The organism is Methylobacterium sp. Leaf399, from assembly GCF_001424525.1.
Lineage (GTDB): Bacteria > Pseudomonadota > Alphaproteobacteria > Rhizobiales > Beijerinckiaceae > Methylobacterium.
Window position 1 is genome coordinate 20,385 of record NZ_LMQK01000012.1, and the last position, 24,887, is coordinate 45,271.

At 64.5% G+C, this 24,887-nt stretch carries 14 protein-coding genes and 1 tRNA gene; 2 read left to right on the plus strand and 13 right to left on the minus strand.

The window, feature by feature from the left end:
• Positions 1 to 168 precede the first annotated feature (168 nt).
• Positions 169 to 1,785 (minus strand): FAD-dependent oxidoreductase, encoded by a 1,617-nt coding sequence (locus tag ASG40_RS08335; protein ID WP_055883511.1) that lies wholly within the window; start codon positions 1,783 to 1,785, stop codon positions 169 to 171.
• Positions 1,786 to 3,393: 1,608 nt separating this feature from the next.
• Between ASG40_RS08335 and ASG40_RS08340 the strand changes: the two genes are divergently transcribed.
• The gene (locus ASG40_RS08340) at positions 3,394 to 6,342 is read left to right on the plus strand and encodes a PAS domain-containing hybrid sensor histidine kinase/response regulator (RefSeq protein ID WP_055883521.1); all 2,949 of its coding nucleotides are present in this window, start codon (positions 3,394 to 3,396) and stop codon (positions 6,340 to 6,342) included.
• Positions 6,343 to 6,782: 440 nt separating this feature from the next.
• Here the strand turns inward: ASG40_RS08340 and ASG40_RS08345 are convergent, their stop codons facing one another.
• The 7 genes from ASG40_RS08345 to ASG40_RS08375 all read right to left on the minus strand — a co-directional run bounded on the left by ASG40_RS08345 (position 6,783) and on the right by ASG40_RS08375 (position 19,824).
• Complete coding sequence (locus tag ASG40_RS08345; protein WP_055883524.1) at positions 6,783 to 8,882, minus strand: response regulator; 2,100 nt, start codon at positions 8,880 to 8,882, stop codon at positions 6,783 to 6,785.
• Positions 8,879 to 14,692, minus strand: coding sequence for a HAMP domain-containing protein (locus tag ASG40_RS08350; protein WP_055883527.1), 5,814 nt, complete (start codon positions 14,690 to 14,692; stop codon positions 8,879 to 8,881). The genes ASG40_RS08345 and ASG40_RS08350 overlap by 4 nt, the downstream gene beginning before the upstream one ends.
• Before the next feature lie 728 nt (positions 14,693 to 15,420).
• Complete coding sequence (locus tag ASG40_RS08355; protein ID WP_082523974.1) at positions 15,421 to 17,100, minus strand: recombinase family protein; 1,680 nt, start codon at positions 17,098 to 17,100, stop codon at positions 15,421 to 15,423.
• Positions 17,100 to 17,681, minus strand: coding sequence for a DUF2924 domain-containing protein (locus tag ASG40_RS08360; RefSeq protein WP_055883530.1), 582 nt, complete (start codon positions 17,679 to 17,681; stop codon positions 17,100 to 17,102). The genes ASG40_RS08355 and ASG40_RS08360 overlap by 1 nt, the downstream gene beginning before the upstream one ends.
• Positions 17,681 to 18,214 (minus strand): DUF3489 domain-containing protein, encoded by a 534-nt coding sequence (locus ASG40_RS08365; RefSeq protein ID WP_055883533.1) that lies wholly within the window; start codon positions 18,212 to 18,214, stop codon positions 17,681 to 17,683. The genes ASG40_RS08360 and ASG40_RS08365 overlap by 1 nt, the downstream gene beginning before the upstream one ends.
• 417 nt (positions 18,215 to 18,631) lie before the next feature.
• A tRNA-Ile gene (locus ASG40_RS08370) sits at positions 18,632 to 18,707 on the minus strand.
• A gap of 373 nt (positions 18,708 to 19,080) precedes the next feature.
• Positions 19,081 to 19,824, minus strand: a complete 744-nt coding sequence (locus ASG40_RS08375) for a Crp/Fnr family transcriptional regulator (RefSeq protein ID WP_082494433.1) — start codon at positions 19,822 to 19,824, stop codon at positions 19,081 to 19,083.
• Between the two features lie 656 nt (positions 19,825 to 20,480).
• On the opposite strand from ASG40_RS08375, the gene ASG40_RS08380 reads away from it, so the two are divergent.
• On the plus strand, positions 20,481 to 21,410 hold the full coding sequence (locus tag ASG40_RS08380; protein WP_055883536.1) for a LysR family transcriptional regulator: 930 nt from the start codon (positions 20,481 to 20,483) through the stop codon (positions 21,408 to 21,410).
• A 100-nt stretch (positions 21,411 to 21,510) separates the two neighbouring features.
• On the opposite strand, the gene ASG40_RS08385 is transcribed toward ASG40_RS08380, so the two are convergent.
• The 5 genes from ASG40_RS08385 to ASG40_RS08405 form a co-directional block, all read right to left on the minus strand.
• Entirely contained in the window at positions 21,511 to 22,032 is a 522-nt protein-coding gene (locus ASG40_RS08385; RefSeq protein WP_055883540.1) for a potassium channel family protein, read from the minus strand.
• A 124-nt stretch (positions 22,033 to 22,156) separates the two neighbouring features.
• Positions 22,157 to 22,807, minus strand: coding sequence for a response regulator transcription factor (locus tag ASG40_RS08390; RefSeq protein WP_055883544.1), 651 nt, complete (start codon positions 22,805 to 22,807; stop codon positions 22,157 to 22,159).
• Positions 22,808 to 22,820: 13 nt separating this feature from the next.
• A complete protein-coding gene (locus tag ASG40_RS08395) occupies positions 22,821 to 23,360 on the minus strand; it encodes a hypothetical protein (RefSeq protein ID WP_055883547.1) in 540 nt (179 codons plus the stop codon).
• On the minus strand, positions 23,357 to 24,319 hold the full coding sequence (locus ASG40_RS08400; protein ID WP_055883551.1) for a cytochrome D1 domain-containing protein: 963 nt from the start codon (positions 24,317 to 24,319) through the stop codon (positions 23,357 to 23,359). The genes ASG40_RS08395 and ASG40_RS08400 overlap by 4 nt, the downstream gene beginning before the upstream one ends.
• 2 nt (positions 24,320 to 24,321) lie before the next feature.
• Positions 24,322 to 24,885 (minus strand): SRPBCC family protein, encoded by a 564-nt coding sequence (locus tag ASG40_RS08405; RefSeq protein WP_055883554.1) that lies wholly within the window; start codon positions 24,883 to 24,885, stop codon positions 24,322 to 24,324.
• Positions 24,886 to 24,887: the final 2 nt, after the last annotated feature.

Sequence of the window (24,887 nt, forward strand, 5' to 3'; positions counted from 1 at the left end):
GGCAGAAAGCCACCCATTTCGGGCATTAAGAGGAAAGGCTTGCTAGGATGGCCGTTGCGCGGAAAGCCGATGGTAATCTTCAAGCCAACAGGGCTGATCGACAATGAACATCTGTCGTCGCACTGCTAGGCGAGCGGCTTTCAACACTCAACTGGGGACGCAGGGTTTTCAGTGCCGGACATAGTCCCAGACCTTAGAGATGACGACCGACCCTTCCCCCACGGACGATGCAACACGCTTGACGGAGCCAGCGCGGACATCGCCTACCGCGAAGATGCCGGGGTGTGATGTTGCATAGGGCGAGCCTGCGCCGATCGCGTCCCCGGTCAGCACGAAACCATGGTTGTCGAGTTCGATGAGCCCCGAGAGCCATTGGGTATTGGGCGCAGCCCCGACCATGACAAACACGGCGCATGTTGGGATCGTACGGGCCGTCCCATCCACGACGCTGCGGATGATTACCGCTTCGAGGCGATCATCGCCATGCAAAGCGCTAATTTCGGAACAATACTCGATGGTGATCGCCGGATCGGCTTCCAGACGGCTCGAAAGGTAACGCGACATCGAGGCCGCGAGTGAGGGACCGCGTACCAGGAGGCGAACATGCCTGGCCGAGCGACTGAGAAACATCGCCGCCTGGCCTGCCGAGTTGCCGCCACCGATGATGATGGTCTCGGCGTTCCGGCAGTAGCGTGCCTCGATTTCCGTTGCCGCATAATAGACACCCGCGCCCTCGAACGCCTCAAGCCGGTCGATCGGCATGCGTCGGTACTGGACACCGGTCGCGACGACGACGGCACGCCCGCGAACGCGTTGGCCGTTGTCGAACGTCGCACAGAACGCGCCGTCCTCGAGCTGCTCCAGCTTTGCAACCCGCCGCGGCATCGCGAACCGCGTCCCGAATTTCATTGCCTGGACCTCGCCGCGCCAGACGAGGTCTGCGCCCGAGATGCCCGTCGGAAATCCCATATAGTTCTCGATCCGACTCGACGTGCCGGCCTGGCCGCCGATCGCGAGGTCCTCGACGACCAGCGCTCGTAGGCCCTCCGCGCCTGCGTAGACGCCCGCCGCCACACCGGCTGGCCCACCGCCGACGATGAGAACGTCGAAAGCCTCGTCGTCGATGAGGTTGTAGTTGAGGCCCAGCAAATGGGCGACCTTGTCGGGCGTCGGCTCCGTCACGACGACGTCGCGTCCGAAGATCACGGCCGGCCGGTCGGAGGCGATCGCGCAGCTTTTCGCGACGGCTCCGGCCTCCGGGCTGCCGAGCGAGTAGGACCGATAGGGAAAGCGGTTGCGGCTCGCGAACTCCGCGATCCGCCGAACGGCCCGGTCGTCATCCTCGCCGATCAGCACCAATGTGCCGTCTCGCGAGTCGAGCTGCCGCCGCCGCCGTGCAGCGAGAACCGTGATGACGATGTCCGACATCTCAGGAATCTCGGACATCAGCCGCAGCATCTCCAGGCGCGGCACCTCGACGACGGTGGTATCCCGGACCGCCCGCATGGGCATCGACCAATTGCCACCGCTCAAGATCGAGATTTCGCCCATGAACTGCGTCGGTCCGAGGGTGGACGGAAGGTGGCGTTCATCCGTGAACGGATTCACGACTTCGATTTCGCCTTCTTCGACATAGACGAAGCGATCAGCAGGTTCGCCAGCGCGTGCGAGGAAAGTCCCAGCCGGGTAATGCCGTTCGACTCCTGCGGCCTGCAGCGCGGCGATATGCGATGCTGCGAGGGGGACGCGCTGCATTTCCTGCAGGTCCCTGCCGATCGTTTCCATATTTCGATTCCCCTACGCTCTGATCGGTGCGGTGCAGCATTGATCAGGGAGCTTCGCCATACAAGACTATAGCTTTGCAAGATGCCCGACCTCGCAAAGGGGCCGTCTGCAGAACCGACCTCAGCGTTCGCCCGACCGACGGACACGGAGAGATCGTTCAGGATCGACCTCGGCCAACCTTACAGGTCCACGTTCCGCTCGCCGCCGCGTTTACCCATTGGGATCAAAGGAGCGACAAGTATCTATTCCCCAACCATCATATCGTTCGAATAACACCAACCGCACCGATCGTAGTAGCTTCCGGTTGCCTTCGTCCACTTTCAAAGAGGCTCCCACAAGCTCCATGAATTACAAGCAAAGTTTATTTTTTAAAATGTCTCTGGAAAGACACTTAGGTTAGCCGCGTTTCTAGCGATTGATCGGTGGCGAATGGAGTTTTTTTGAAAGCGTCGCCTTTGGTCTGGAAGCGTGCGGCGCTAGTCCAGCGGTTCCAGTTGCCGGCGATTAGCCAGACCAGGAAGGCGGCTGCGAGCACAAAGACGACGCACAAGGCCGGAAAGAGCCAACTCGACCAGGTCGGCTCAGGCTTCGACGGCGGGGCTGAGGCCACAGGCACCTCCGGCATACGTCATCCTTCAATCGGTAAGGTCGCGTTTTTGAGGGAGGCGCGGTCGAGACTTGATCGGATTGCTAAATTGTCCTGCAGAAAAGTTCAGACGTCGTTTGTCAGCTACGCACCGGTCGACGTCGCGGCAACCTGTATGCGGCTAGTCTTATCCAAATAATACATGCTATAGAGTGAATTGGCAACCGGCGCCCACTCGGAAGCCAGTCATTTCAACTTCCGCTTCGCCAAATCTCCGTCTGAAAGCAGACAGGCAGAAAACCACCCATCCCGGTCAGGCGCATCCGGTCATCGGGCTGCCCAGAAGCGGACGCTCTGAAGGTTCGACAAGGGTCGAAAGCAGCCGGCCGGCCTTACAGCCGGAATGGGTGGAGGCTGTGTGAACACGCCGGCCCGGCAGGAGAGGGTAGAGTTTTCTTCCCTGGACGGGCAAGCCAGACCCCGTCGCCAGCCCTCCGCGCCATCGAAAACGACGCATGAAATGTTGGAACGGCAATAGCGTAAGATTGATCTCCGGTTTCGCGGACTGACTGGGTTTTCACACAGCCTCGGTGGCAACCGGACCTTGGCCTTCCGCCCCGGAGCCGAAGTTCCTCCTCCGTCCCATCCGAGGCGTGATGGCGAGTATCGACCGAGGATCGGCCGGGCGGCTTTTCCGACCTGATCCGGTAGGCTCGGCCCTTCGCACTCGGTTATGCACCGCTCCCCATCGCCACCGGCCTCCAGCGACTGGCCGATGCCCGGCTGATGGCCGCCGCGCCGGAAATAGCCGCAGTGCTGCTCAGGCTCGTGACCTCGCCCGACGTCATTCGCCGCAACCTTTGTGTCCTGCCAGCCGCAGAATCCTTAAAGCTGCGGCCGTCATGGCCGTGTCGTATGGGCGCGGCGCCTGCCTGTGCTAGGTAGCAAGCACCACCGACAAAGCCTTTCGTGCGGGTCCTTGGAAGTGCGGACACTCCTTAACCCAAAAAACCGGTGACGCATTGAGCAACCCTGATCTGTCGGCGCTCATCGTCAAGCAGACCCGTATAGAAACTCTGTCCGATGCGGAGCGCAATGCCTTAGGGCGCCGGCTGACGCAAGCGGTCGTCGGCGTTGGTCCGTCCGACGTCTTCCAGGCGCTGTTCGACATTTCGCCCACCCCCTTCCTCGTGGTGGCCCCGCCCGACTGGACCATCGTCACGGCCAACGAGGCCTACCTTCGCGTGACAGGTACGACACTTGAAGAACAGATTGGACGCCGGCTGTTCGACGTCTTCCCGGATGACCCCGATGACCCTGAGGCGGACGGGGTACGCAATCTGACAGCCTCGCTCGAGCGGGTGGTCGCCACGCGGTCGACCGATACGATGGCGGTACAGCGCTACGCATTGCGAGGATCGGACGGGCGCTTCGTCGAACGGTGGTGGACCCCGGTCAACAAGCCGGTTCTCGGCAAGGATGGCGACGTTGTCCTGATCCTCCACCACGTCGAGGACGTTTCCGAGGTGGTGCGGCTGCGCGGCGACGCCGAGGGGCGGGACGAGCTGGCGCGCGGCCAGTTAGTGGTGATCGACCGGCTGCGCGCCTCCGAGGCGGCGTTGCGCGAGAGCGATGCGCGCTTTCGCAACATGGCCGACAACGCGCCGGTGATGATGTGGGTGACCGACCCCAGCGGGTACTGCACCTACCTCAACGCGCGCTGGTACGAGTTCACCGGGCAGGCGCCGGGATCGGGCGAAGGCTTAGGCTGGCTTGACGCCGTTCACCCCGACGACCGTCCGGCCGCCGAACAGGCCTTCGTCTCGGCCAATGCCGAGCGCCGCGACTACCGGGTCGATTTTCGCCTGCGCCGCGCCGATGGCGTCTACCGCTGGACCATCGACGCGGCTGCCGCGAGGTTCACCCCGGACGGTGTGTTCCTCGGCTATGTCGGCTCGGTCATCGACATCGATGAGCGTCGCGAAGCCGAGGACCGGCTGGCGCTGAGCGAGGAGCGACTTCGGCTTGCTCTTGAGGTAGCCGAGATCGGCCAGTGGCACGTCGATAACGACACCGGCGCCATGTTCTGGCCGCCGCGTATCAAGGCGATGTTCGGGATATCGCCGGACGTGCCAGTCACGTTGGACGACTTCCACAACGGCGTTCACCCTAAAGACCGGGAGAAGATCCGTGCGGCTTATGAGGCCGCGAGCGATTCCGATCGTCGTCCTCTCTACGACGTCGAGTACCGGACCATCGGCAAGGAGGACGGCGTCGTCCGTTGGGTGGCGGCCAAGGGGCGAGGCATCTTCGACAACACTGGCCGCTGCGTGCGCGTGATCGGCACGGCAATCAACGTGACCGCGCGCAAGGCCGACGAGGTACGCCTGCGCGAACTGAACGAGCAGCTCGAACAGAAGGTTGCCGAGCAGGCGGCCGAGCGCAATCGTGTGTGGGAGATGAGCCGAGACCTCTTTGCGATCATGGGATTCGACGGCCACCTGAAGGCGATCAACCCGGCCTGGGAGACGACCCTTGGCAGGGACGCGGCGACGTTGCTGTCCCTGCCTTTTCCCGATCAGGTCCACCCGGATGATCACAATGCCGTCCGCGCGGTGATGGAGGTGCTTCTTCGGGGTGAGAGCGTTGCTCGCTTCGAGGACCGGCTCCGTCACGGCGATGGCAGTTGGCGCTGGATCTCCTGGACGCTTGTGCCGGAGGGCGACGTCTTCTACGCGGTCGGCCGGGACGTGACGGCGGAGAAGGAAGCCGCGGCCGAACTCGCGGCCGCACAGGAAGCGTTGCGCCAGAGCCAGAAGATGGAGGCGGTGGGCCAGCTCACCGGTGGGCTCGCCCACGACTTCAACAACCTGCTCGCAGGCATCTCCGGCTCACTGGAGTTGATGCAGACTCGGATGCAGCAAGGCCGCCTGACTGACGTCGACCGCTACATGATGGCGGCGCAGGGAGCAGCAAAACGCGCCGCTGCGCTAACGCACCGGCTGCTCGCCTTCTCACGCCGGCAGACCCTCGACCCGAAGCCCACCGACGTGAACCGCCTCGCCACGGGCATGCAGGAGTTGATCCAACGCACCGTAGGCCCTGCCATACCGGTTGAGGTGATCGGCACCGCGAGCCTCTGGCCTGCCCTGGTGGACCCGCCGCAATTGGAGAACGCGCTTCTCAACCTCTGCATCAATGCCCGCGACGCGATGCCGGATGGCGGCCGCATCACCATCGAGACCGCCAACAAGTGGCTCGACGAACGGGCGGCACGCCAGCACGACATGCCGGAGGGGCAGTACCTTGCTCTGAGTGTCACCGACACCGGCACCGGCATGCCGCCGGAGGTCATCGCGCGTGTGTTCGAGCCCTTCTTCACCACCAAGCCTATTGGCGAGGGCACGGGCCTCGGTCTGTCCATGATCTACGGCTTCGCCCAGCAATCAGGCGGACAGGTGCGGATCTACTCGGAAGTGGGGCAAGGCACCACGGTGTGCATCTACCTGCCGCGCCACTACGGCGAGGTCGCGGACGATGAGGGCAAAATTCCGATCACTGATCTACCGCGTTCGGAACAGGGCGAGACGGTGCTGATCGTGGACGACGAGCCCACCGTGCGCATGCTCGTCACCGACATCCTGGAAGATCTCGGCTACACGGCCATTGAGGCTGGGGACAGCGTCGCAGGTCTTAAGGTGCTACAATCGGACGTCCGGATTGATCTTCTGGTCACCGATGTTGGCCTACCGGGCGGCATGAACGGCCGCCAGATGGCGGATGCTGCACGCGTCAACCGGCCGGATCTAAGGGTGTTATTCATCACCGGCTACGCGGAGAACGCAATCTTGGGCAACGGGCAACTGGCACCCGGCATGGCAGTGCTGACGAAGCCATTTGCGATGGAAACCATGGCAGCACGCATTCGCTCCATGATCGAAGGTGGCAAGCAGCAAACGCGGCGGGTCTAAACCGACGTCCACTATGGGTGGAGGCTGTGTGAAAACGGGGAAGGCGTTAGTCGAGGTAGATGTATATTTCCCTAGATGCTCTTGGCAGCATCGGAATGGGTGCCTTGTCTTCATCAGCATGGCTGTTTGGCTGGTTGGAAAGTCCGCCGACTAGAGGATTGTTCTACGGTCTCGCAGCGTGCCTTCGTTTTCACACAGCCTCGGTGGTGAACGGAACTGGGCGTCGCGCCCGGAAGCGGACGTTCGGCTTTCGACCCAACCACGTCTTTGATGCCGGTCTGTGCCAGTCACGAAAGCGGTCGTTCGCTGGCTGTTCTGATGGAACGCGGAAAGCTAGCTGAATTTCGGGCTCGGAATGACATCGAGCCCTAAACGCCTAAATCACGATGGACTGAATATAAAGAGTGAGACAACTATGCTTGTATTAATGTGTGACGGGATTATTTATTTAAATCTTCTGTTGTAACGGACCCAGACGCGTCCACCTTACCAGTTGATAATGACGCAGTAATTTTGTCTATCATCTCTGAAGCACGAAAGGGTTTTTGCAAAACGTCGAAGGGGGCTGTATCTTGATCTTCTCTGATATAACCTGATGTTAGAAGAACAGGTATATTTGGCCAGCGACGCATAATGATGTGTCCAAGCTCGATTCCTGTCAAAGCACCTGACATATTCACATCACTAAAAACAAGTTTAATATCTTGGGTTTGTTCTAAAATCCCAAGAGCCTCTTCGCCGCTTCTTGCATCAATGACATTGAATTTGAGTGCCATTAGAGCCGAAACGGCAATTTGCCGAACGTCCTCCTCATCCTCGACAACGAGAACAGATCTTCCTGCCCCGTTTAGATGTGTCATACCATGGGTGTGTGTCTGAACGGATGGCTCAAATCTGCTTTCGACCGAGGCAGGCAAGATTATCGTGATGCTTGTTCCCTGTCCCAAAATGCTATCGGCGGTTATGGTTCCGCAGCTTTGCTGAACAAAACCATAGACCATGCTGAGGCCCAGCCCGGTACCTTTGCCCGCCTCTTTGGTGGTGAAGAAGGGCTCAAACACTCGGGCGAGGACAGAAGGGGACATTCCTGATCCGGTATCTTCAACGCAGATCTTAACCGACCTTCCCGTACTTTCGTCCTGCAGTGTATCCCCGTCCGAATGTCGAACCGTTATATTGAGATGTCCGCCATCCGGCATCGCATCACGAGCATTAACGGCGAGGTTGATGAGCGCCGCTTCAAGTTGAGCGTGGTCAACACAGATTTCGGGAAGAATTTCGTCCATGGTCAGTGTGACGCCTATTCGCTCCCCCAAGGTGCGTTCTAGCAATTTAATCAGACCCGGCATAAAATCAGAGAAATTCAAAGTCTTGGGCTGCAGTGGTGACCGACGCGAGAAGGTTAAAAGGCGGCTGGTGAGTTCGGCGCAACGCTGCGCTCCCTCGATAGCGTTCTGCACGCGACGGCGCGTCTTCTCGTCTGGCTGCATTGAGCTTAGCAACAGGTCGAGGTTACCGATGACGATGCTCAGCATGTTGTTGAAGTCGTGGGCGATACCTCCGGTCAGGCGTCCTACGGCCTCAAGCTTCGAGGCATGCAGGAGGTTGAGTTCCAGTTCCTTGCGCTCGGAGACGTCGAACCACATGCCGAACAGCTCCGACGGGGCGCCGTCCTCACCGGCATTGACGACGATTTGTTCGAGGATGTGTCTCTCCGCTTCGTCCGCGTTGCGCCAGCGATATTCGAGCGTAGCCGAGCCCGTCTCGACCACCGTCCGGAGGGCGTCTAAAACCTCTACCCGGTCCTCTGTATTGATTCGTGACTGCCAGAACCCCGGTGCCTTGAAGGCGTCCCAGGGAAAACCGGTGATGCGCTGGATGCTATCATTGGTGAAGTACAAGCTTCGGTCTGCCTCTCCGAGGGAGGCCGTGTAGAGGGCGATGGGGAGCCCCCGCAGCACGGCGGCCTGGTGCTCCTCCCTCCGCCGCAGCGCCCGCTCTGCGTCGAGCTTTTCGCCGCGCACCCGCAAGTTCTCTAGGAGAAGCTGCTTCTCGGCGGCCGCCTTGCTCTTGATCTCCTCCGTCTTGCGATAGAGGTCGACGAAGACGTCGACCTTCGATTTCAGGACGAGGGGCTGGATTGGCTTGAAGACGTAGTCGACCGCGCCGGCGGAATAGCCGCGGAAGATGTGAACGTCCTCCTTGTTGTGCGCGGTCAGGAACAGGATCGGCACACGGGAAGTCCGGGGCCGGCTCCGGATCAGCGACGCGACCTCATAGCCGTCCATGCGGGGCATCTGCACGTCGAGCAGGACGAGGGCAAAGTCTTCCCGCAACGTTCTACGTAGGGCCTCCTCCGCCGTGTCCGCCAGCACAAGTTCGAGGCCGGGCTCGTCGAGCACTTCCGAAGCGGCCAACAGGTTACGGCGGTCGTCATCGACGATGAGGATCTTCGCACGGATCAGAAGCTGCCCCGGTGCGCGGCCCGGATCGCCGACGGGATCTGAGTCCCACGAGGATGGCTGCGGCAAATCCCTCATCGGGCATGCCCAACAGTGTCGGCCGCGCCATTCCCACGGCGCTGCGGGCCGGCGGCGGCTTGTCCGCGCCGTTCGAGCTGCACCCGCAGGACGGCGAGGAGTTGATCCATGTCGACGGGCTTCGACACGTAATCGGAAGCACCCGCGTCGAGGCACTTCTCGCGATCGCCCTTCATCGCCTTGGCGGTGACGGCGATCAGGGGCAAGGTCCGGAAGGCATCGTTGGTCCGAATCTCGCGCATGGTCTCGTATCCGTCCATCCCCGGCATCATGATGTCGACTAGCATCGCGTCGATGTTCGGATTGGCCTTCAGAAGCGCGATGCCATCACGCGCATTCTCTGCGAAGAGGACCTCTAGCCCGTACTGCTCCAGCGCGCTGGTGAGAGAGAAGATGTTGCGCAGGTCGTCGTCAACGAGGAGAACACGGCAGCCCTGGAGCGAGGCTGGGTCCTTCCGCTCGATCAGGATCGGGTCCTCGGCGGGTGCGTTGCCGAGTGCTCGGTGGAGGAACAGGGCGGTTTCGTCGAGCAGCCTCTCGGACGAGAGCGGATCTTTGAGGATGATGGTGGACGCCGTCTGCTTCAGGTGCTGCTCCTCGGCCGCCGTCAGTTCCCGGCCCGTATAGACGATGATCGGAAGCTCCTCCCCGTCCTGGGAGGCCCGAATCTGCTCGATCAACTCCGAGCCGCCCATGTCGGGAAGCCCCAGATCGATGATGGCGCAATCGAAGCGGCCGCCCGTCACGGCTTCGAGGGCGGCGGAGGCCGTACCAACCCCAAACACCTTGACGTCCTCCTCGCTCAGCAGCGCGGTGATGCTGGCACGCTGGTTGTCGTCGTCCTCGACGAGAAGCAGGTTGCGAACGGGCCGGCTGATGAATTCCTTTGACCGTTCGAGGGCCTTCAGCAGTCCCTCTCGGTCGACCGGCTTCTCCAGGAACCCGAAGGCGCCGGCCTTCAGCCCGCGCTTCTTCTCGTCGTTGACCGAGATGACGTGGATCGGGATGTGCCGGGTGCGGAGGTCGTTCTTCAAGAGGTCTAGGAGCGCCCAGCCATCCATGTCGGGCAGGCCGATGTCGAGGGTGATGGCGTGGGGTTTGTAACGGTGGGCGAGCGCGAGCGCCCCTGCCCCGTCCTGAGCGATCAGGCCCCTGAAGCCGCGCTCGCGCGCGAGTTCGAGCAGGACGGAGGCGAACATGGCATCGTCCTCGACGACGAGCACGATGTGGTCGCCGGCCTGGATGGCATGACGGTCGTCGGCCGAGGCCGAGAGCGCCATGGCGGCGGAGGGTTGCCGGCTCACCGGCGGGGCGGCCCCGCTGCCCTCGTGAACCTCCATCGGGCGGCTCACCCCCGAGGTCACGGGAGTCTCGAAGGGCAGGAACAGCGTGAAGGTGCTGCCCTCGCCGGGCACGCTCTCCAGAACGATCTCGCCGCCCAGAAGTCGCGCGATTTCACGGCTGATCGCGAGGCCGAGGCCCGTCCCGCCATACTTCCGGCTGGTGGTACCGTCGGCCTGCTGGAAGGCCTCGAAGATAATGCGCTGCTTGTCCTCCGGAATGCCGATGCCGGTGTCGGTCACCGAGAGGGCCATCCATTGGCTGCCCGACCGGAGCGGGGAGCCTTCAGCCGACCCGAGCCGCAGGGTCACGCTCCCCTTCTCGGTGAACTTGAAGGCGTTCGAGAGGAGATTGCGCAGGACCTGCTGTAGCCGCTTCGAATCCGTACGCACTGCCCGGGGCAGGCCTGGGGCGACCTTGATCGCGAAGGCGAGATGACGCTCCTCGGCGACCTGGCGGAAGGTCCGGTCGAGGTGGTCCACAATGTCTTGCAGCGGCACGTCGCCGACTTCGAGGGAGACCGTTCCGGATTCGATCTTCGAGAGGTCGAGGATGTCGTTGATGAGCGATAGAAGGTCGGAGCCGGCCGCGTTGATCGTCTTGGCGAATTCCCGCTGCTTGTCCGTCAGGTTGCCGTCCCGGTTCTCGGTCAGCAGCTTCGAGAGGATCAGCAGGCTGTTGAGCGGGGTCCGCAGTTCGTGGCTCATGTTGGCCAGGAACTGCGACTTGTAGCGGGAGGTCAGCGAGAGCTGCTCGGCCTTCTCCTCCAGCGCGGTCTTCGCGACCGACACCTCGCGGTTTTTACCCTCGACCTCCTTCTTCTGGATCTCGAGCAGGCGGGCCTTCTCCTCCAGCTCCTCGTTCGTCGTCTGGAGGCGTTCGCGCTGGTTCTTGAGCAGGTCTTCCGATTGCTGAAGCGAAGCGGCCTGCAGTTCGAGGCGGTCGTTGGTCTTTTTCAACTCTTCCTGGCGGCTCTGCAGCTCGCCCGTGAGGAGCTGCGACTGCTTCAGAAGGCCCTCCGTCCGCATGTTGGCGGCGATCGTGTTGAGCACGATGCCGATGGATTCGGTGAGCTGGTCGAGGAAGAGCTGGTGCGTCTCGCTGAAGCGGTTGAACGAGGCCAGCTCGATCACCGCCCGGACCTCCTGCTCGAAGAGGACGGGCAGCACGATGATGTTGAGGGGGGCGGCCTCACCCAGCGCCGAGCCGATGGTGATGTAGTCGCCCGGCACGTTGGTCAGCAGGATGCGCTTCTTTTCGTAAGCGCATTGTCCGACCAAGCCCTGGCGCATCCTGTAGCGGTTCGACAGGTTCTTGCGCTCGGTGAAGGCGTAGCTCGCCATCAGGTCGAGCACGGGTTCCGTCCCGTCGTTCTCGACCATGTAGAAGACGCCCCGCTGCGCGTTCACCAGGGAGGCGATCTCGGATAGGATCAGGTTCGAGACCGTAGCGAGGTCGCGCTCGCCCTGCAGCATGCGGGTGAACTTGGCGAGGTTGGTCTTCAGCCAATCCTGCTCAGCGTTCTTGAGCGTCGTGTCCCGCAGGTTGCGGATCATCTCGTTGATGTTGTCCTTCAGCGATGCGACCTCGCCGGAAGCCTCGACGGCGATCGAGCGGGCGAGATCGCCCTTGGTCACCGCCGTGGCTACCTCGGCGATGGCGCGAACCTGGGTCGTCAGGTTAGCGGCAAGCTGGTTCACATTGTCGGTGAGATCGCGCCACAGGCCCGCTGCACCCGGCACCCGGGCTTGGCCGCCGAGCTTTCCCTCGACGCCAACCTCGCGGGCGACGTTCGTGACTTGATCGGCGAAGGTGGCCAGAGTCTCGATCATCTCGTTGACGGTGTCAGCGAGCGCCGCGATCTCGCCCTTGGCGTCCACCGAAAGCTTCCGCTTCAGGTCGCCCTGCGCGACCGCCGTCACAACGTCGGCGATGCCGCGAACCTGGCCGGTGAGGTTGGCGGCCATCATGTTCACGTTGTCGGTCAGATCCTTCCAAGTCCCGCCTACGCCGCGCACCTGCGCCTGACCGCCGAGCTTGCCCTCAGATCCCACCTCGCGGGCAACGCGGGTCACCTCGCTCGCAAAGGAATTCAATTGATCCACCATAGTGTTGATGGTGGATTTCAGCTCCAGGATCTCGCCCTTCACGTCGACGGTGATCTTCTTTGACAGATCCCCATTGGCGACCGCCGTCGTCACGTCAGCGATGTTGCGAACCTGGCCGGTGAGGTTGGCGGCCATCATGTTCACGTTGTCGGTCAGATCCTTCCAGGTCCCGCCGACGCCGCGCACCTGCGCCTGACCGCCGAGCTTGCCCTCGATGCCCACTTCGCGGGCGACGCGCACCACCTCGCTCGCAAAGGAATTCAATTGGTCCACCATGGTGTTGATGGTGGACTTCAGCTCCAGGATCTCGCCCTCGACCGCCACCGTGATCTTCTTGGACAGATCTCCATTCGCGACCGCCGTCGTCACGTCAGCGATGTTGCGAACCTGGCCGGTGAGGTTGGCGGCCATCATGTTCACGTTGTCGGTCAGGCCCTTCCACACGCCGCCGACACCCTTCACCTGGGCTTGGCCGCCGAGCTTGCCCTCTGTGCCGACCTCGCGGGCGACGCGCGTCACCTCGGAAGCAAAGGAGTTGAGCTGGTCCACCATGGTGTTGATGGTGGATTTCAGCTCCAGGATCTCGCCCTTCACGTCGACGGTGATCTTCTTTGACAAATCCCCATTCGCGACAGCCGTCGTCACGTCAGCGATGTTGCGGACCTGCCCCGTCAGGTTCTCGGCCATGAGGTTCACGTTGTTGGTCAAATCGGCCCAGGTGCCGGCGACGCCTTCAACGCGCGCCTGGCCCCCGAGTTTGCCCTCTGATCCCACTTCCTTGGCAACGCGGGTCACCTCGGAAGCGAAGGAGTTGAGCTGGTCCACCATGGTGTTGATGGTGTTCTTCAGCTCCAGGATCTCGCCGCGCACATCCACCGTAATCTTCTTGGACAGATCCCCATTCGCGACCGCGGTGGTAACGTCGGCGATGTTACGGACCTGTCCCGTGAGGTTTGCCGCCATCAAGTTCACGTTGTCGGTGAGATCAGCCCAGGTGCCGGCCACCCCCCGTACTTGCGCCTGGCCCCCGAGCTTGCCCTCTGATCCCACTTCCTTGGCAACGCGGGTCACCTCGGAGGCGAACGAGTTGAGCTGGTCCACCATGGTGTTGATGGTGTTCTTCAGCTCCAGGATCTCGCCGCGCACATCCACCGTGATCTTCTTGGACAGATCCCCATTCGCGACCGCAGTGGTAACGTCGGCGATATTACGGACCTGTCCCGTGAGGTTTGCCGCCATCATGTTCACGTTGTCGGTGAGGTCCTTCCAAGTCCCGCCAACACCCTCAACCTGGGCCTGGCCGCCGAGCTTGCCCTCTGTGCCGACCTCGCGGGCAACGCGCGTCACCTCGGAGGCGAAGGAGTTGAGCTGATCCACCATGGTATTGATGGTGAGCTTGAGGGCGAGGATCTCGCCTTTCACGTCGACGGTGATCTTCTTCGAGAGGTCGCCGCGAGCCACGGCTGTTGTTACCTCGGCAATATTGCGAACTTGACCGGTGAGGTTCTCCGCCATCATGTTCACATTGTCGGTGAGGTCCTTCCAGACACCGCCGACACCCTTCACCTGCGCCTGACCGCCGAGCTTACCCTCCGATCCCACCTCCTTAGCGACGCGGGTCACCTCGGACGCAAACGAGTTGAGCTGGTCCACCATCGTGTTGAAAGTCGATTTGAGATCGAGGATCTCGCCCTTCACGTCGACAGTGATCTTCTTCGACAAATCGCCATTCGCGACCGCCGTAGTGACCTCGGCGATGTTGCGGACCTGCCCCGTGAGGTTCTCCGCCATCAGATTCACGTTGTCGGTGAGGTCCTTCCAGGTGCCGCCGACACCCTTCACCTGCGCTTGACCGCCAAGCTTACCTTCTGATCCTACTTCGCGGGCAACGCGGGTTACCTCAGAAGCGAAGGAGTTGAGCTGATCCACCATGGTGTTGACGACCTTGCCGATGCGAAGGAATTCGCCCTTGAGCGGACGGCCCTCGATCTCGATCTGCATGGTCTGGCCGAGGTCCCCCTTGGCGACTGCTCCGATGACGCGTGCCACTTCTGTCGTCGGTTGGACGAGATCGCCGATCATAGCGTTGACGGAGTCGACGCACTCGTTCCATCCGCCGGTTGCTGCGGGCAGCTTTCCGCGCTCGCCAATGCGTCCGTCCTTGCCGACCGCGCGAGCGACCCGGTCGAGTTCGCGCGACAAGCCCTGGTTCAGCTCGACGATGTCGTTGAAGGCCTCGGCGATCTCCCCGTCGATACCCGTGAGGTCGAGGGGCAGGCGGACCGAGAAATCGCCTTTGCGGAAGGCGCGGAGGCTTTTCAGAAGCAGTTTCGGTTCGATCTGCGAGGCCGAGGGAGTCATGCGAGCATACCTGGGACAGTGGGACAGGGCATGGTGGTAACGCCACTCAATATGAAAGCGTGGGCAAAGGCAGGCGCCTCGGTCGACGACGGGTACGACGGAGATTTTGATCCGGACCTGCCGCATACTCGTGGTGCTGCGCAAAAGCGAGCGCTGCTCGGCTGAGGGTTCGGCTAGCAGTTTTATATTGGAAGGGTCGGTCCAAAATCGGGCAAGAGCCGCTTAGTGGATTTTCTGTCTGAACCTAGACGCCTGACCTAACCGGCTGTCTTTGAGCCGGGCTAATCGAAAAGAACTGCCAGGCCAAAGGAAGTCGGACACGTCGTTGTTATGCAGACGTGACCCTGAGCGCACAGGACCGCATTAGGGCAGGTGAAGTTGATCTCATTTTTCCGTTCTATCCCTGGACCTCGGCGACCTGAAGAATCCTAGATGGAGCCTAGCGATAACTGAGCGACGTCGAATTTATCAGTAATCTACTCAGAAGCAGACAAGCAGAAACCTATCCAACCCGGTCTTACGTCACCGCCCATCAAACTGCCGCGAAGCGGACCTTCCGAGGGTCTGTGAAGGCTCGACACCGGACGGTCGTTCAGCAGAACGTGAATGTCTGCTGCCGGGCCGTGGGTTGATGTCTGCTCCTGGCGCATTGCTGCCGGAACGACATAACAATGAGCGTCCCAAGGCAGGGCGATATCTACAGCCGGTCGAGCGCAGGAAGTGCTCTGTCACGCAGCATGGCCGCCCAGGGCAATCGACGTCTTTGTCCAGGCCATTGGCGCGTTCATCAGCGCCGAGATACCGCAACCCTCCGGCAGTGTGCCTTCGATCGCCGCTTTGACGATGGACGGAGCGAGGAAGGCGAGGTTGAGGGTCATGCGCACCGAGCGCTCGCTGCAGCCTTCCGCCGTGGCGATCGCGTGGGTGTCACTGACACGGCCGGCCACGAGGTCGTCGAGCCAGACGCGTGCCTTGGCGATCCCGTCCACGAGCCGGGCTCGGGTTTCGGTCCGCATCGGCCGCAGTGATGGGGTCTCTTCATCGCCCTCGGCACGTATGATCTCGCGGCGGCGACGGTTTGGTCGGGCCGACCACGACACACGGAGTTGGGATGGCTCAGGAGTTCCCGCTCCAGTTCCTGCTCCGCCCATCCTGTCGTCGTCCATGGCCTCGTCCGACTGGACGAAGCTGATCGCCAGATAGCTCGAATGAACGACGATGCGGCTGACCTGGGCGATTGGCGGCAGCGCGTCGGAGAGAACGGCCAGGTCGAGAGAGGCCGTTCGTAGTGCGTCCCGCACCGCCTGTTCGATCTCCGGTGCGGACACCCGCGAGACCGAGCCTGCCTCGCTGCGCTTCCCGGTCTCGAGGGCTCGCGAGACGTAGTAGCGGTAGTGCAGAGCCCCCTTCCTGGCCGAACTCGGCGTCATCCGGTTGCCGCAGTCGTCGTAGAGCAGCCCCGTCAGCAGCGAGCCGGTGTTGGCTCGCACAGTTGCTTGCGCCTGCGCCTTCTCGCTCAGCGCGACCTGGACCGCCTCGAACAGCTCGCGTGGCACGATGCCCTCGTGCTCACCGGGATAATGCCGGTGCTTGTGGATCACCTCACCGATGTAGACCCGGTTGCGCAGCAGATAGGCCAGCGGCCCCTTGGTGAAGGCGATGCCGCCGCGGATCGTGCCATCGCGACGCGGAGATCGCTTGGTGAGGATGCCCCGGCTCTGCAGAGCGGTCGCCAATCCGTTCAGGCAGCCGAGCGCGAGGTAGTGCTCGAAGATCGTCCTCACCTGCTCTGCCTCGTCGGGACAGGGGACCAGTTTCTTGTCGTGGACACGGTAGCCCAGCGGCACCGGTCCGCCCATGCGCATGCCCTTGCGCTTCGAGGCCGCGATCTTGTCGCGGATGCGCTCGGCGGTGACCTCGCGCTCGAACTGGGCGAACGACAGCAGGACGTTGAGCGTCAGCCGTCCCATGCTGTTGGTGGTGTTGAAGGCCTGGGTGACCGAGACGAAGGAGACGCCGTGCGCGTCGAACAGCGCGACCAGCCTGGCAAAGTCCGACAGGGCGCGGGTGAGCCGGTCGACCTTGTAGACCACCACCACATCGACACGTCCCGCCTCGATCTCGGCAAGCAGCCGCTGCAGGGCCGGACGGTCGAGGCTGCCGCCCGAGACGCCGCCATCGTCGTAGGGCTCCGGCAACAGGCGCCAGCCCTCATGCGCCTGGCTCTTGATGTAGGCCTCGGCGGCCTCGCGCTGGTTGTCGAGCGAGTTGAACGCCTGTTCGAGCCCGTGTTCGGTGGATTTGCGGGTGTAGATCGCGCAGCGCAGCGTCTTGAGTGCCGGCGTCTTGGGAGCCTGGGCCTTGGGATGCGAGGCGCTGGGGTGCCGCGGCTTGGAAGGCGATGCCATCACGCTGCCCCTCCCGCGTCCCCAGGTGCGGCCGTGCCGGCGCCGGTGTTGCCGGAAGGTACCTTGTCGCGCAGACCGAAGAAGCGTGGTCCGTTCCAGCGGGTGCCGGTGATCGCGCGGGCGACCTCCGACAGGCTGGTAAAGCTCGCCTCCTTCCAGGCAAAGCCACCCGCCACCACGGTGACGGTGTGAACCTCACCGGCGAACTCCCGCACCAGCAGCGTGCCGGGCCGCAGCCCGGGCGCGGGGATCGGCGGGACGATCGGTACCGCCTTCGGCTTGGCGGCCCGCTCGGCGGCAGCGCGCCGGCGCAGGCGTTCTTTTGCGATCCGATCGAGCAAACGGGCGCTGTCGCGATCGAGGTCACCCAGCACCTTCGCCTGGATACGATAGGCGAGAAGTCGCATCATCAGGGTGCGGGACAGATGCGGCGGCGGAGCCGATCGCAGATGCTGTCGCCAGCGGATGCGCAGGTCGCCGAGATCGAGGCAGGTCAGCCCCTCGATCTCACGCGTGAGTTCGGGACCGATCGCGCCAAGCGACGATGTCCCTGCAGCCGGGGACGGGATTGCGCCAGCCATCACCGAGCCTTCGCCGTCACATCGTCGATCAGGCGATACACGGTCCGGTCATCGGCATCGCGCGCTTTGGTGAGGGGCAGCTCTCGCTTGCGCAAGCCCGTCAGGGCGGCACGGGTGGAATGGGCGAGCCAGCCGGTGGCGGCCATCAGCTCGACGAGCGTGGCGCCCTGGTCGCGCCGTAGCATCGCGACGATCAGCGCCCGCTTCGTCCCGGATCTCGGCGCGATCCCACCCTGACCGAGCCCCGCATCGGCAACCAGCTTCGACGCGTCGGAGCCATCGCCATCGCCATCGAGTCCGAGCCTCTTCCGGCTGGTTGGGGGCAAGCGCAGTCCGATCCGACCGCGCTCGTCGTTGTGCCAGTACGGTTCATCCTCGCAGACCACGACCTCGGCCGCCGATGCGGTTTTGCAGAGCCTGGCGAACAGCAGCTTGGCCGCTCGGGAATTCAGCCCGGCGGGCCGGACGATGAGTTGGTTGCGGGTTTGGGCTGCTGCTTGAAGCAGCGCGTGGTGGGGCTCGTCGATTGTCATGGTGGACCTTGCGATGGTGCCGGCAGCGGGTCTGCTGCCACCAGCGCAACCCCGCGGATCACCAGGGATCGGCAGGGGGTGGAGGACTCACCGCGTCGGCGGCCTCGATGACCAGGACAGTTCCGCTCCGTTCGCGGCTCGAGTCCAGTCCGAAGTCGCGGAACCGACCGACACGCCAGTGCATGGCGAACAGCGAACGGGATCTCCGTCGGCCTGCGAACCCGTCTCCATCACCGTGGCTGCGTATGATGCGGAAGCTGCATCGACGACAGGCGAGAACTCGCCCCACATCGCCCGAAAGATCCGCCCCAGCACAACCTTAGAGAAAGGGCCGCCAAAAGCCTGTTTTCTGCTAAGTTATTGAGACTGCGCATGTCTCCCGCCGCACTCGAACTCCCGTGGTTCGCTGGGAGTGAGTGGTGGGCCCGGCAGGACTCGAACCTGCAACCAGACCGTTATGAGCGGTCGGCTCTAACCATTGAGCTACAGGCCCTGCATGCTCACGCTCGCACGCCGGGATAGCCGAAGAGTCGCGTCACGTCACCCTGGCTGTATCGCCGAAACGGGTCCGATCGGGCAGGTTCCGGATCGATCCGGTCCAGAGGATGGCACTCCCGGTCTTCGGCCCCGGCCTGCACAGGAATGCCGTCGGGGCCGACGGACCTGTGGGTTGCGCTCCGCTGAACGCGTCGGCCGCCGCTCGCAATCCCGTTCCCGCTCGGAACGGGACCCGCCCCTTGCCATCGGATGGACCTCGATCTCGCCGGAAGCGCGGGCGATCGACGCCTTGGCCATTGCCGGGCGCGACAGCGGAAGCCTGCGCGGCGCACTGGACACGCGACGCGAGGGATGTTCACCGCCGTCCGTCAGTGGGCCGACAGGCGGTCGAGGCGGGTCTGGTCGATGATGCGCACGCCGCCCGGGACGATCAGGATGCAGCCGTCGCGGTCGAGGCGCGACAGGGTCCGGCTCACCGTCTCGATGGTCAGGCCAAGGTGGTCGGCGATGTCGAGGCGGCCCATGGGCAGTTCGAGGGTGACGCCGGACAGGCCGATCCGGGCGTACCGGGCCTGGAGCCCCGTCAGAAAAGCGGCGACCTTCTCGTCGGCGGTGCGCCGCCCGAGCAGCATCATCATGTCCTTGGCCCGGGAGAGTTCCTGGCCGGTGATCTCGTGCAGGTGCATGAGCAGGCCGGGCTGCGCCCGCAGCAGGTTCTTGAAGGCGATCCGCTCGAATCGGCACGCGGTCACCGGCCCGAGGGCGTCCGCCGAGACGGCATAGCGGTCGAGGAGCGACAAGCCGAGGAAGTCCCCGGGGAAGGCAAAGCCCGTGACCTGCCGGCGTCCGTCGGGAAGGATACGATACAGGCGAAGCGCGCCTGTGGTGACGTTGAACACCGAACAGGCCGGTTCGTCCTGCCCGAACAGGGTTTCCTTCTGGTCGAGGGAGATCCGCCGGCTCAGCGGCTCCAGGGCGTCCCGTTCGGCCAGCGGCAGGGCGGTCGACTGGCTGACGAGGCGGGCGTTGCGAATCCCGCTGTCGAGGCAGGACGGCAGAGCGCGCGCGGGCGCCGGTGTCGCTCGACGAAGCGGCAAAGAATGGATCGACATGGGTCTGTCCTTTCGCCTTGAGACGATCTTGTCGCAGTCGAAAACGCAATCGCCTCGGCGTCGTGGACGGCCTCGGGCCGCAGCAACGCCTGCCCGACGATGGCCGCCGGGGCGTTGCGTGAGCGTCCGTGGTCCATCCCACCAAAAACGCGGATACGGTCGACGCCTACGACAGCATCGTGCTGGCCCCCATCGGGGCCGCGGCGATACCGGCCTCGACGTCGCGCTCCGGCGAGCGGATCGCGATCGGTGAGGTACGCCCCGGCCCAAGGCGCAGAGCCTCGGAAGCGTTCGAGGCGGTACCTGCCGCAGGAAGATCCTCGGGTTTGTCCTCCGCCACCGCTGGCGGGGGCAGGTACCAGCCTGCGCCAGGGTTCGGTCCCGCAGGATCCGGACGGCGGTCGGGACCGCCCGATCCTGCACCATCGCCGGGTCCCGGCGATGTCCGGCGATCAGCCGGACCGCCATTCCGAAGGATGGGGTCGGTGGGCACGCCATGGATGTCGTCCTCGCACCAGCATCGGGCCTCGACCGATGCGACAGTCGGCAGTCGGTCTGCCGTGGTGGTCGCGTGACATCGAGTATATCCTTCCCGCCGGAAATGTCGGTGATCAAAGCCGACGAGGGGACATGCATAAATGGATGGCCGGTGACGGATGCTCGACTGGGACGATCTGCGATTTTTCCTGGCGCTCGCCCGGCATGGCACGCTCTCGGCCGCCGCCAGGGTGCTCCACGTTTCGCAATCCACCGTCGGGCGCCGGTTGAATTCGCTGGAGGCGACGCTCGCGGTGCGTCTCCTCAACCGCACCCCGGAGGGTTACGTGCCGACCCTGGCCGGCGAGGAGGTGCGCCGGAAAGCCGAATGCCTCGAGGCCGAGGCGCTGGCCCTCGAACGCGACGTCACCGGGCGCGACATCCGGCTTCGCGGCCTCGTGCGTGTCACCTGCGCCGAGACGCTGGCCGCGCAGATCCTCGCGCCGAGCTTCGGTGAGCTGCATGCGCGGCATCCCGACATCATGATCGAGCTCATCCCCAATCCGCGCGAGCTCAGCCTCGCCATGCGCGAGGCCGACATTGCCTTGCGGCTGAGGCAGCCCGAGCAGCACGACCTCGTCGTGCGCCATATCGGCGACATCGCCTTCGGGGTCTATGCCACCCACGAGTATCTTCGGGATCGTGGCGCGTTGGATTTCGACGACGGCTGCTGCGGCCACCGCCTCATCACCCAGCTCGATGACACCCAGGAGATGACCCCATCCACCTGGATCACGGACATGGCCGCGCGCGCCACCGTGGTCCTGCAGACGAGCAGCCACGAGGCCGCCGTTCTGGCGGCCGCCAACGGTGGCGGCCTCGCCTGCCTGGCGCGGTTCCGTGGCGATGCCGAACCCCGGCTGACCCGGCTCCCGGTGCCGACGGAACCGCCCAGCGCCGAGATCCTCCTCGTCGTTCATAAGGACAACCGCGACACCCCGCGTATCCGCGTGGTGCTGACCCACATCACCGATACCATCCACGCGCTGGCCTCGATCCTGCAGCCGGGGGATGCGGCCGAGGAGATCGCACGCGAACGGGTGGGCTGATCGACCGGGCCCCGCCCGCTGCGGCGGCCTTAGCGGTCGACCCGCCGACGGGCGAGAGGAATCCTGAGGAGAGGCATCCTGCGGCGATCGAAGACCGGCCTCACGGAGCCGTCGTCGGCGGGAAGAGGCGCGAGCGGGCCGGCTCGGCGTCCTCGCCTGCCGCGGCCACGGTGGACTCCCGCGGCGCCGGGTTCTTCGCGTGGAGGGGCCAGTACCGTTCCATCGCCAGATAGGTGAACGAGGCCGACCACCCGATGAGCAGGAGGCCGTTCAGGGCCTCGACCCCGGCGATCATCCGGGTGTGGGACGCCGGTACCTGGTCGCCGAAGCCCAGCGACGTGTAGGTGACTACCGAGAAGTACAGGCAGTCCTGGAAGGTCGTGACGGGCGTACCCGCGAAAGCGGCGTCGCCGAGCCAGAGAACCAGCAGCCAATAGGCACCCGCGTAGATCCACACCGCGATCGTGTGCCCGACGAAGGTCATCAGCACCACGGCGAGGATACGGACCCGCGGCGGCACCGGCAGCTCCGCGAGATGCTCGGAGGTGAGGCGCAGGGTCTCGTAGAGCACCAGGATCGTGGTGACGACGAGGACGACGCTGGCCGTCATGGCGATGAGCATGCCGCGGCTCCGTGGGCGCGAACCAGTATCGGCATCCCATCCCGCGCGTCCAGCCGCCTTGACCTGCATCAAGGCCGTGCGGCGCACCTCCGGCCGCAATCGGTCGTATCGGACCGGCCGCAGCTCAGGCCCAGCCCGACGCCTCCGTGGCATCGGCCTGCCGAACCGCGACCTGGATCAACTCCGCCAGGGTGCCGACCCCCAGCTTCTGGCGCATGGTCGAGCAGCTGTTGATCACGGTCCGATACTTGATCGAGAGTGCTTCGGCGATGTCCTGGTAGGAGGTGCCCTTGCTCAGGAGCGACAGGATCTGCTTTTCGCGGGCGTTGAGGTCGGCCACCGGCGAGCGCCGCGGCGCGGCGTGCAGGATCGCGACGGCGATCGCGAGGCCGTGGTCGAGGTAGCCCTCGCCGGCGCGCACTGCATGGAAGGCCCGCAGCAACTCCGCCGTCCGGACATCCTTGAAGACGTAGCCGATGGCGCCGCATTCCAAGGCCCGCGAGACGATGAACGGGTCGTTGTGCATGCTGAAGGCCAGGATGCGGGTCCGGCGATCGAGGGCATGGATGCGCCGGATCAACGCGAGCCCGGACAAGCCTTTCCCCTGGAAGGTCAGGTCGGCGACGACCATCGGCGGGCGCAGGCGGTGGAACAGCCGGTAGGCGCCGACCACGTCTGAGGCCTCGTGCACGGTGCCGACGCCGGCGTCCTCCATGAGGCGCCGGAAGCCGCTCAGCACCACGGGATGGTCGTCGACGATCAGGACCGCGGTCATGTCGGCACCGCCATCATGGCCGCGCCAGGGGCGACGTCTCCGAACGGCCCCGGTTCTCACCCTGGGCGGCGTAGCGTTCGGTGAGCTTGGCGAGCGCGGCGGCCCGGTCGAGGCCTTGCTGGCGGGTGTTGAAATAGTGCTGGCACATCTCGCCGTAGAGCTGCTTGCGGGCGGTCGCCGCCGCGACCTCCTCGAGGCCGTCGAGCAGGTCGGCGTAGGGCTCGGCCTTGCCGGCCTCGGCGAGCATCTGGCCAAGCTGGACCGTCCGGTTCGCGACCATGCGCGGGTCCTCGATGAAGGCCTCCTTGGCGCGGGCCAGGCTGTGGCGCAGGTGGTCCGCCTGCGCGCCGGTCTCCGGGGCGGGCCGGCCGAGCTCGCGGCTGGCGAGCCAGCGGGCGGGCTCCATCGGGTCGGTGGCCAGGAGCCAGGGTGCCACGTCGGCCTCCGCCTGCGTCGCCACCAGGGCCGGTTCGTCCCTGGAGGCACCGGCCTCCTCGCCGCGGTCGCAGGCGCAGAGCAGGAGGAGGACGCCCAGCGCGGGCCCTCCCCTCATGGCCGTCCACCACCAGGGCGTCGGGCCGGGGGATCGGGGACCACCGCGAGGCTGCGCGGGCCGGCGCCCACCGGAATACGCCCGGTCTCGGCCAGGGTCGCCAGGTCGATGACGGAGACGGAGTCGGAGAACCAGTTCGCCACGTAGGCGCGCTCGCGGTCGACGACGATTCCCTCGGGGTAGCGCCCGACGCTCACGGTCGCCTGTAGGCCGAGCGTGGCCGCGTCGAGGGCCACCACCCGTCCGGCCTGCTGGTCGGTGACGAGCACGAGGCGCCCGTCGGCGCTGGCGGCGACGCCGTAGGGCATGCCGCCGATACGGACCGTGGCGAGGACCCTGGCCGAACCGGTCTCGAGGACGCTGAGGTCGCCGCTGCGGACGTTGGCCACGTAGAGTCGATCTTGCTTCGGGCTCAGCGCCAGGGCGAAGGGGGCCTCGCCCACCGGCAGGGTGTCGGTGCGGGTCATGGTGGCGGTGTCGACCACGCTGACCTGTCGGCTCTCCCGGTCCGCGACGTAGAGGCGACCCCGCGCGTCGAGGACGAGGCCGGCCGGCTCCCGGCCCACCGCGACGCTTCCCTCCACCGCGCCTGTTTCCGCCGAGAGCCGCACCACCCGCGCATTCGCCCAGTCGCCGACGAACAGCCCGGCGCCGTCCGCCGAGACCGCGATGCCGAAGGCCTGGCCCGCGAAGGGAAGGCGCCGCAGCACGGTGTTCGTAGCGGGGTCGACCACGGTGACCGCATGGCCGTCGGGCTGGGTGAGGTAGAGGCGTCCATCCGGCCCGGCCGCGACCTGGGCCGGGCCGCCGCCGACCGCGATCGCCGCCAGGGCCCCGGTCGTCCCGGCCTCGATCCGTGCCACGGCACCGGCTTCCTGGCTCGCGACGTAGACCGTCCCGGCGATCCCGCGGCCGCAGGATAGCGCCAGGCAAAGGCAGGCGAGCCCGAAGCGGCGCATGGTCACGGCTTGGCCCTGCCGTCCGGCATCGTGCCGGCGGCCGCCTCGCCTTCGACCTTGGCCTTCAGACCCTTCAGCCCGTCGCCGAAGTAGCGAACCATGGCCGCCTTGCCGGCCGCATCGCTCAGTTCCTCGGGCGGCTCGTTGCCGGTGTCGCCGCGATAGAACCGGCCGAGCCATTCCACCTTCGATCCTTCGCCGTCGGGTGAGACCGTGAGCGTGGCGGAATAGGACGAGACCGGCAGCGCCTTCAGGTCGGCGTCCGACAGGCGGTAGGAATAGGTGCGCCCTTGCGCGTTCCACTCGTCGAGGCTCTCGTCGAGGGTGCCGCCGGCCTTGAGCGTCACCTTGCGCCGGCCACCGGAGGTGTTGCCGTCGGTGCCCTCGGCCTTGGCGACGTCGGGATGCCAGGTGCCGATACCGGCGAAATCGCCGACCACCTTCCACACCGCCTCGGGCTTGGCGGCGATGGTCACCGACTGGTGGACCTTCTGCGGCGTCGGGCCGTGGGCGATGGCGGCGGTCGCCACGAGGGCAAGGAGGGCTGCGGGTACCGCAAGACGCATGA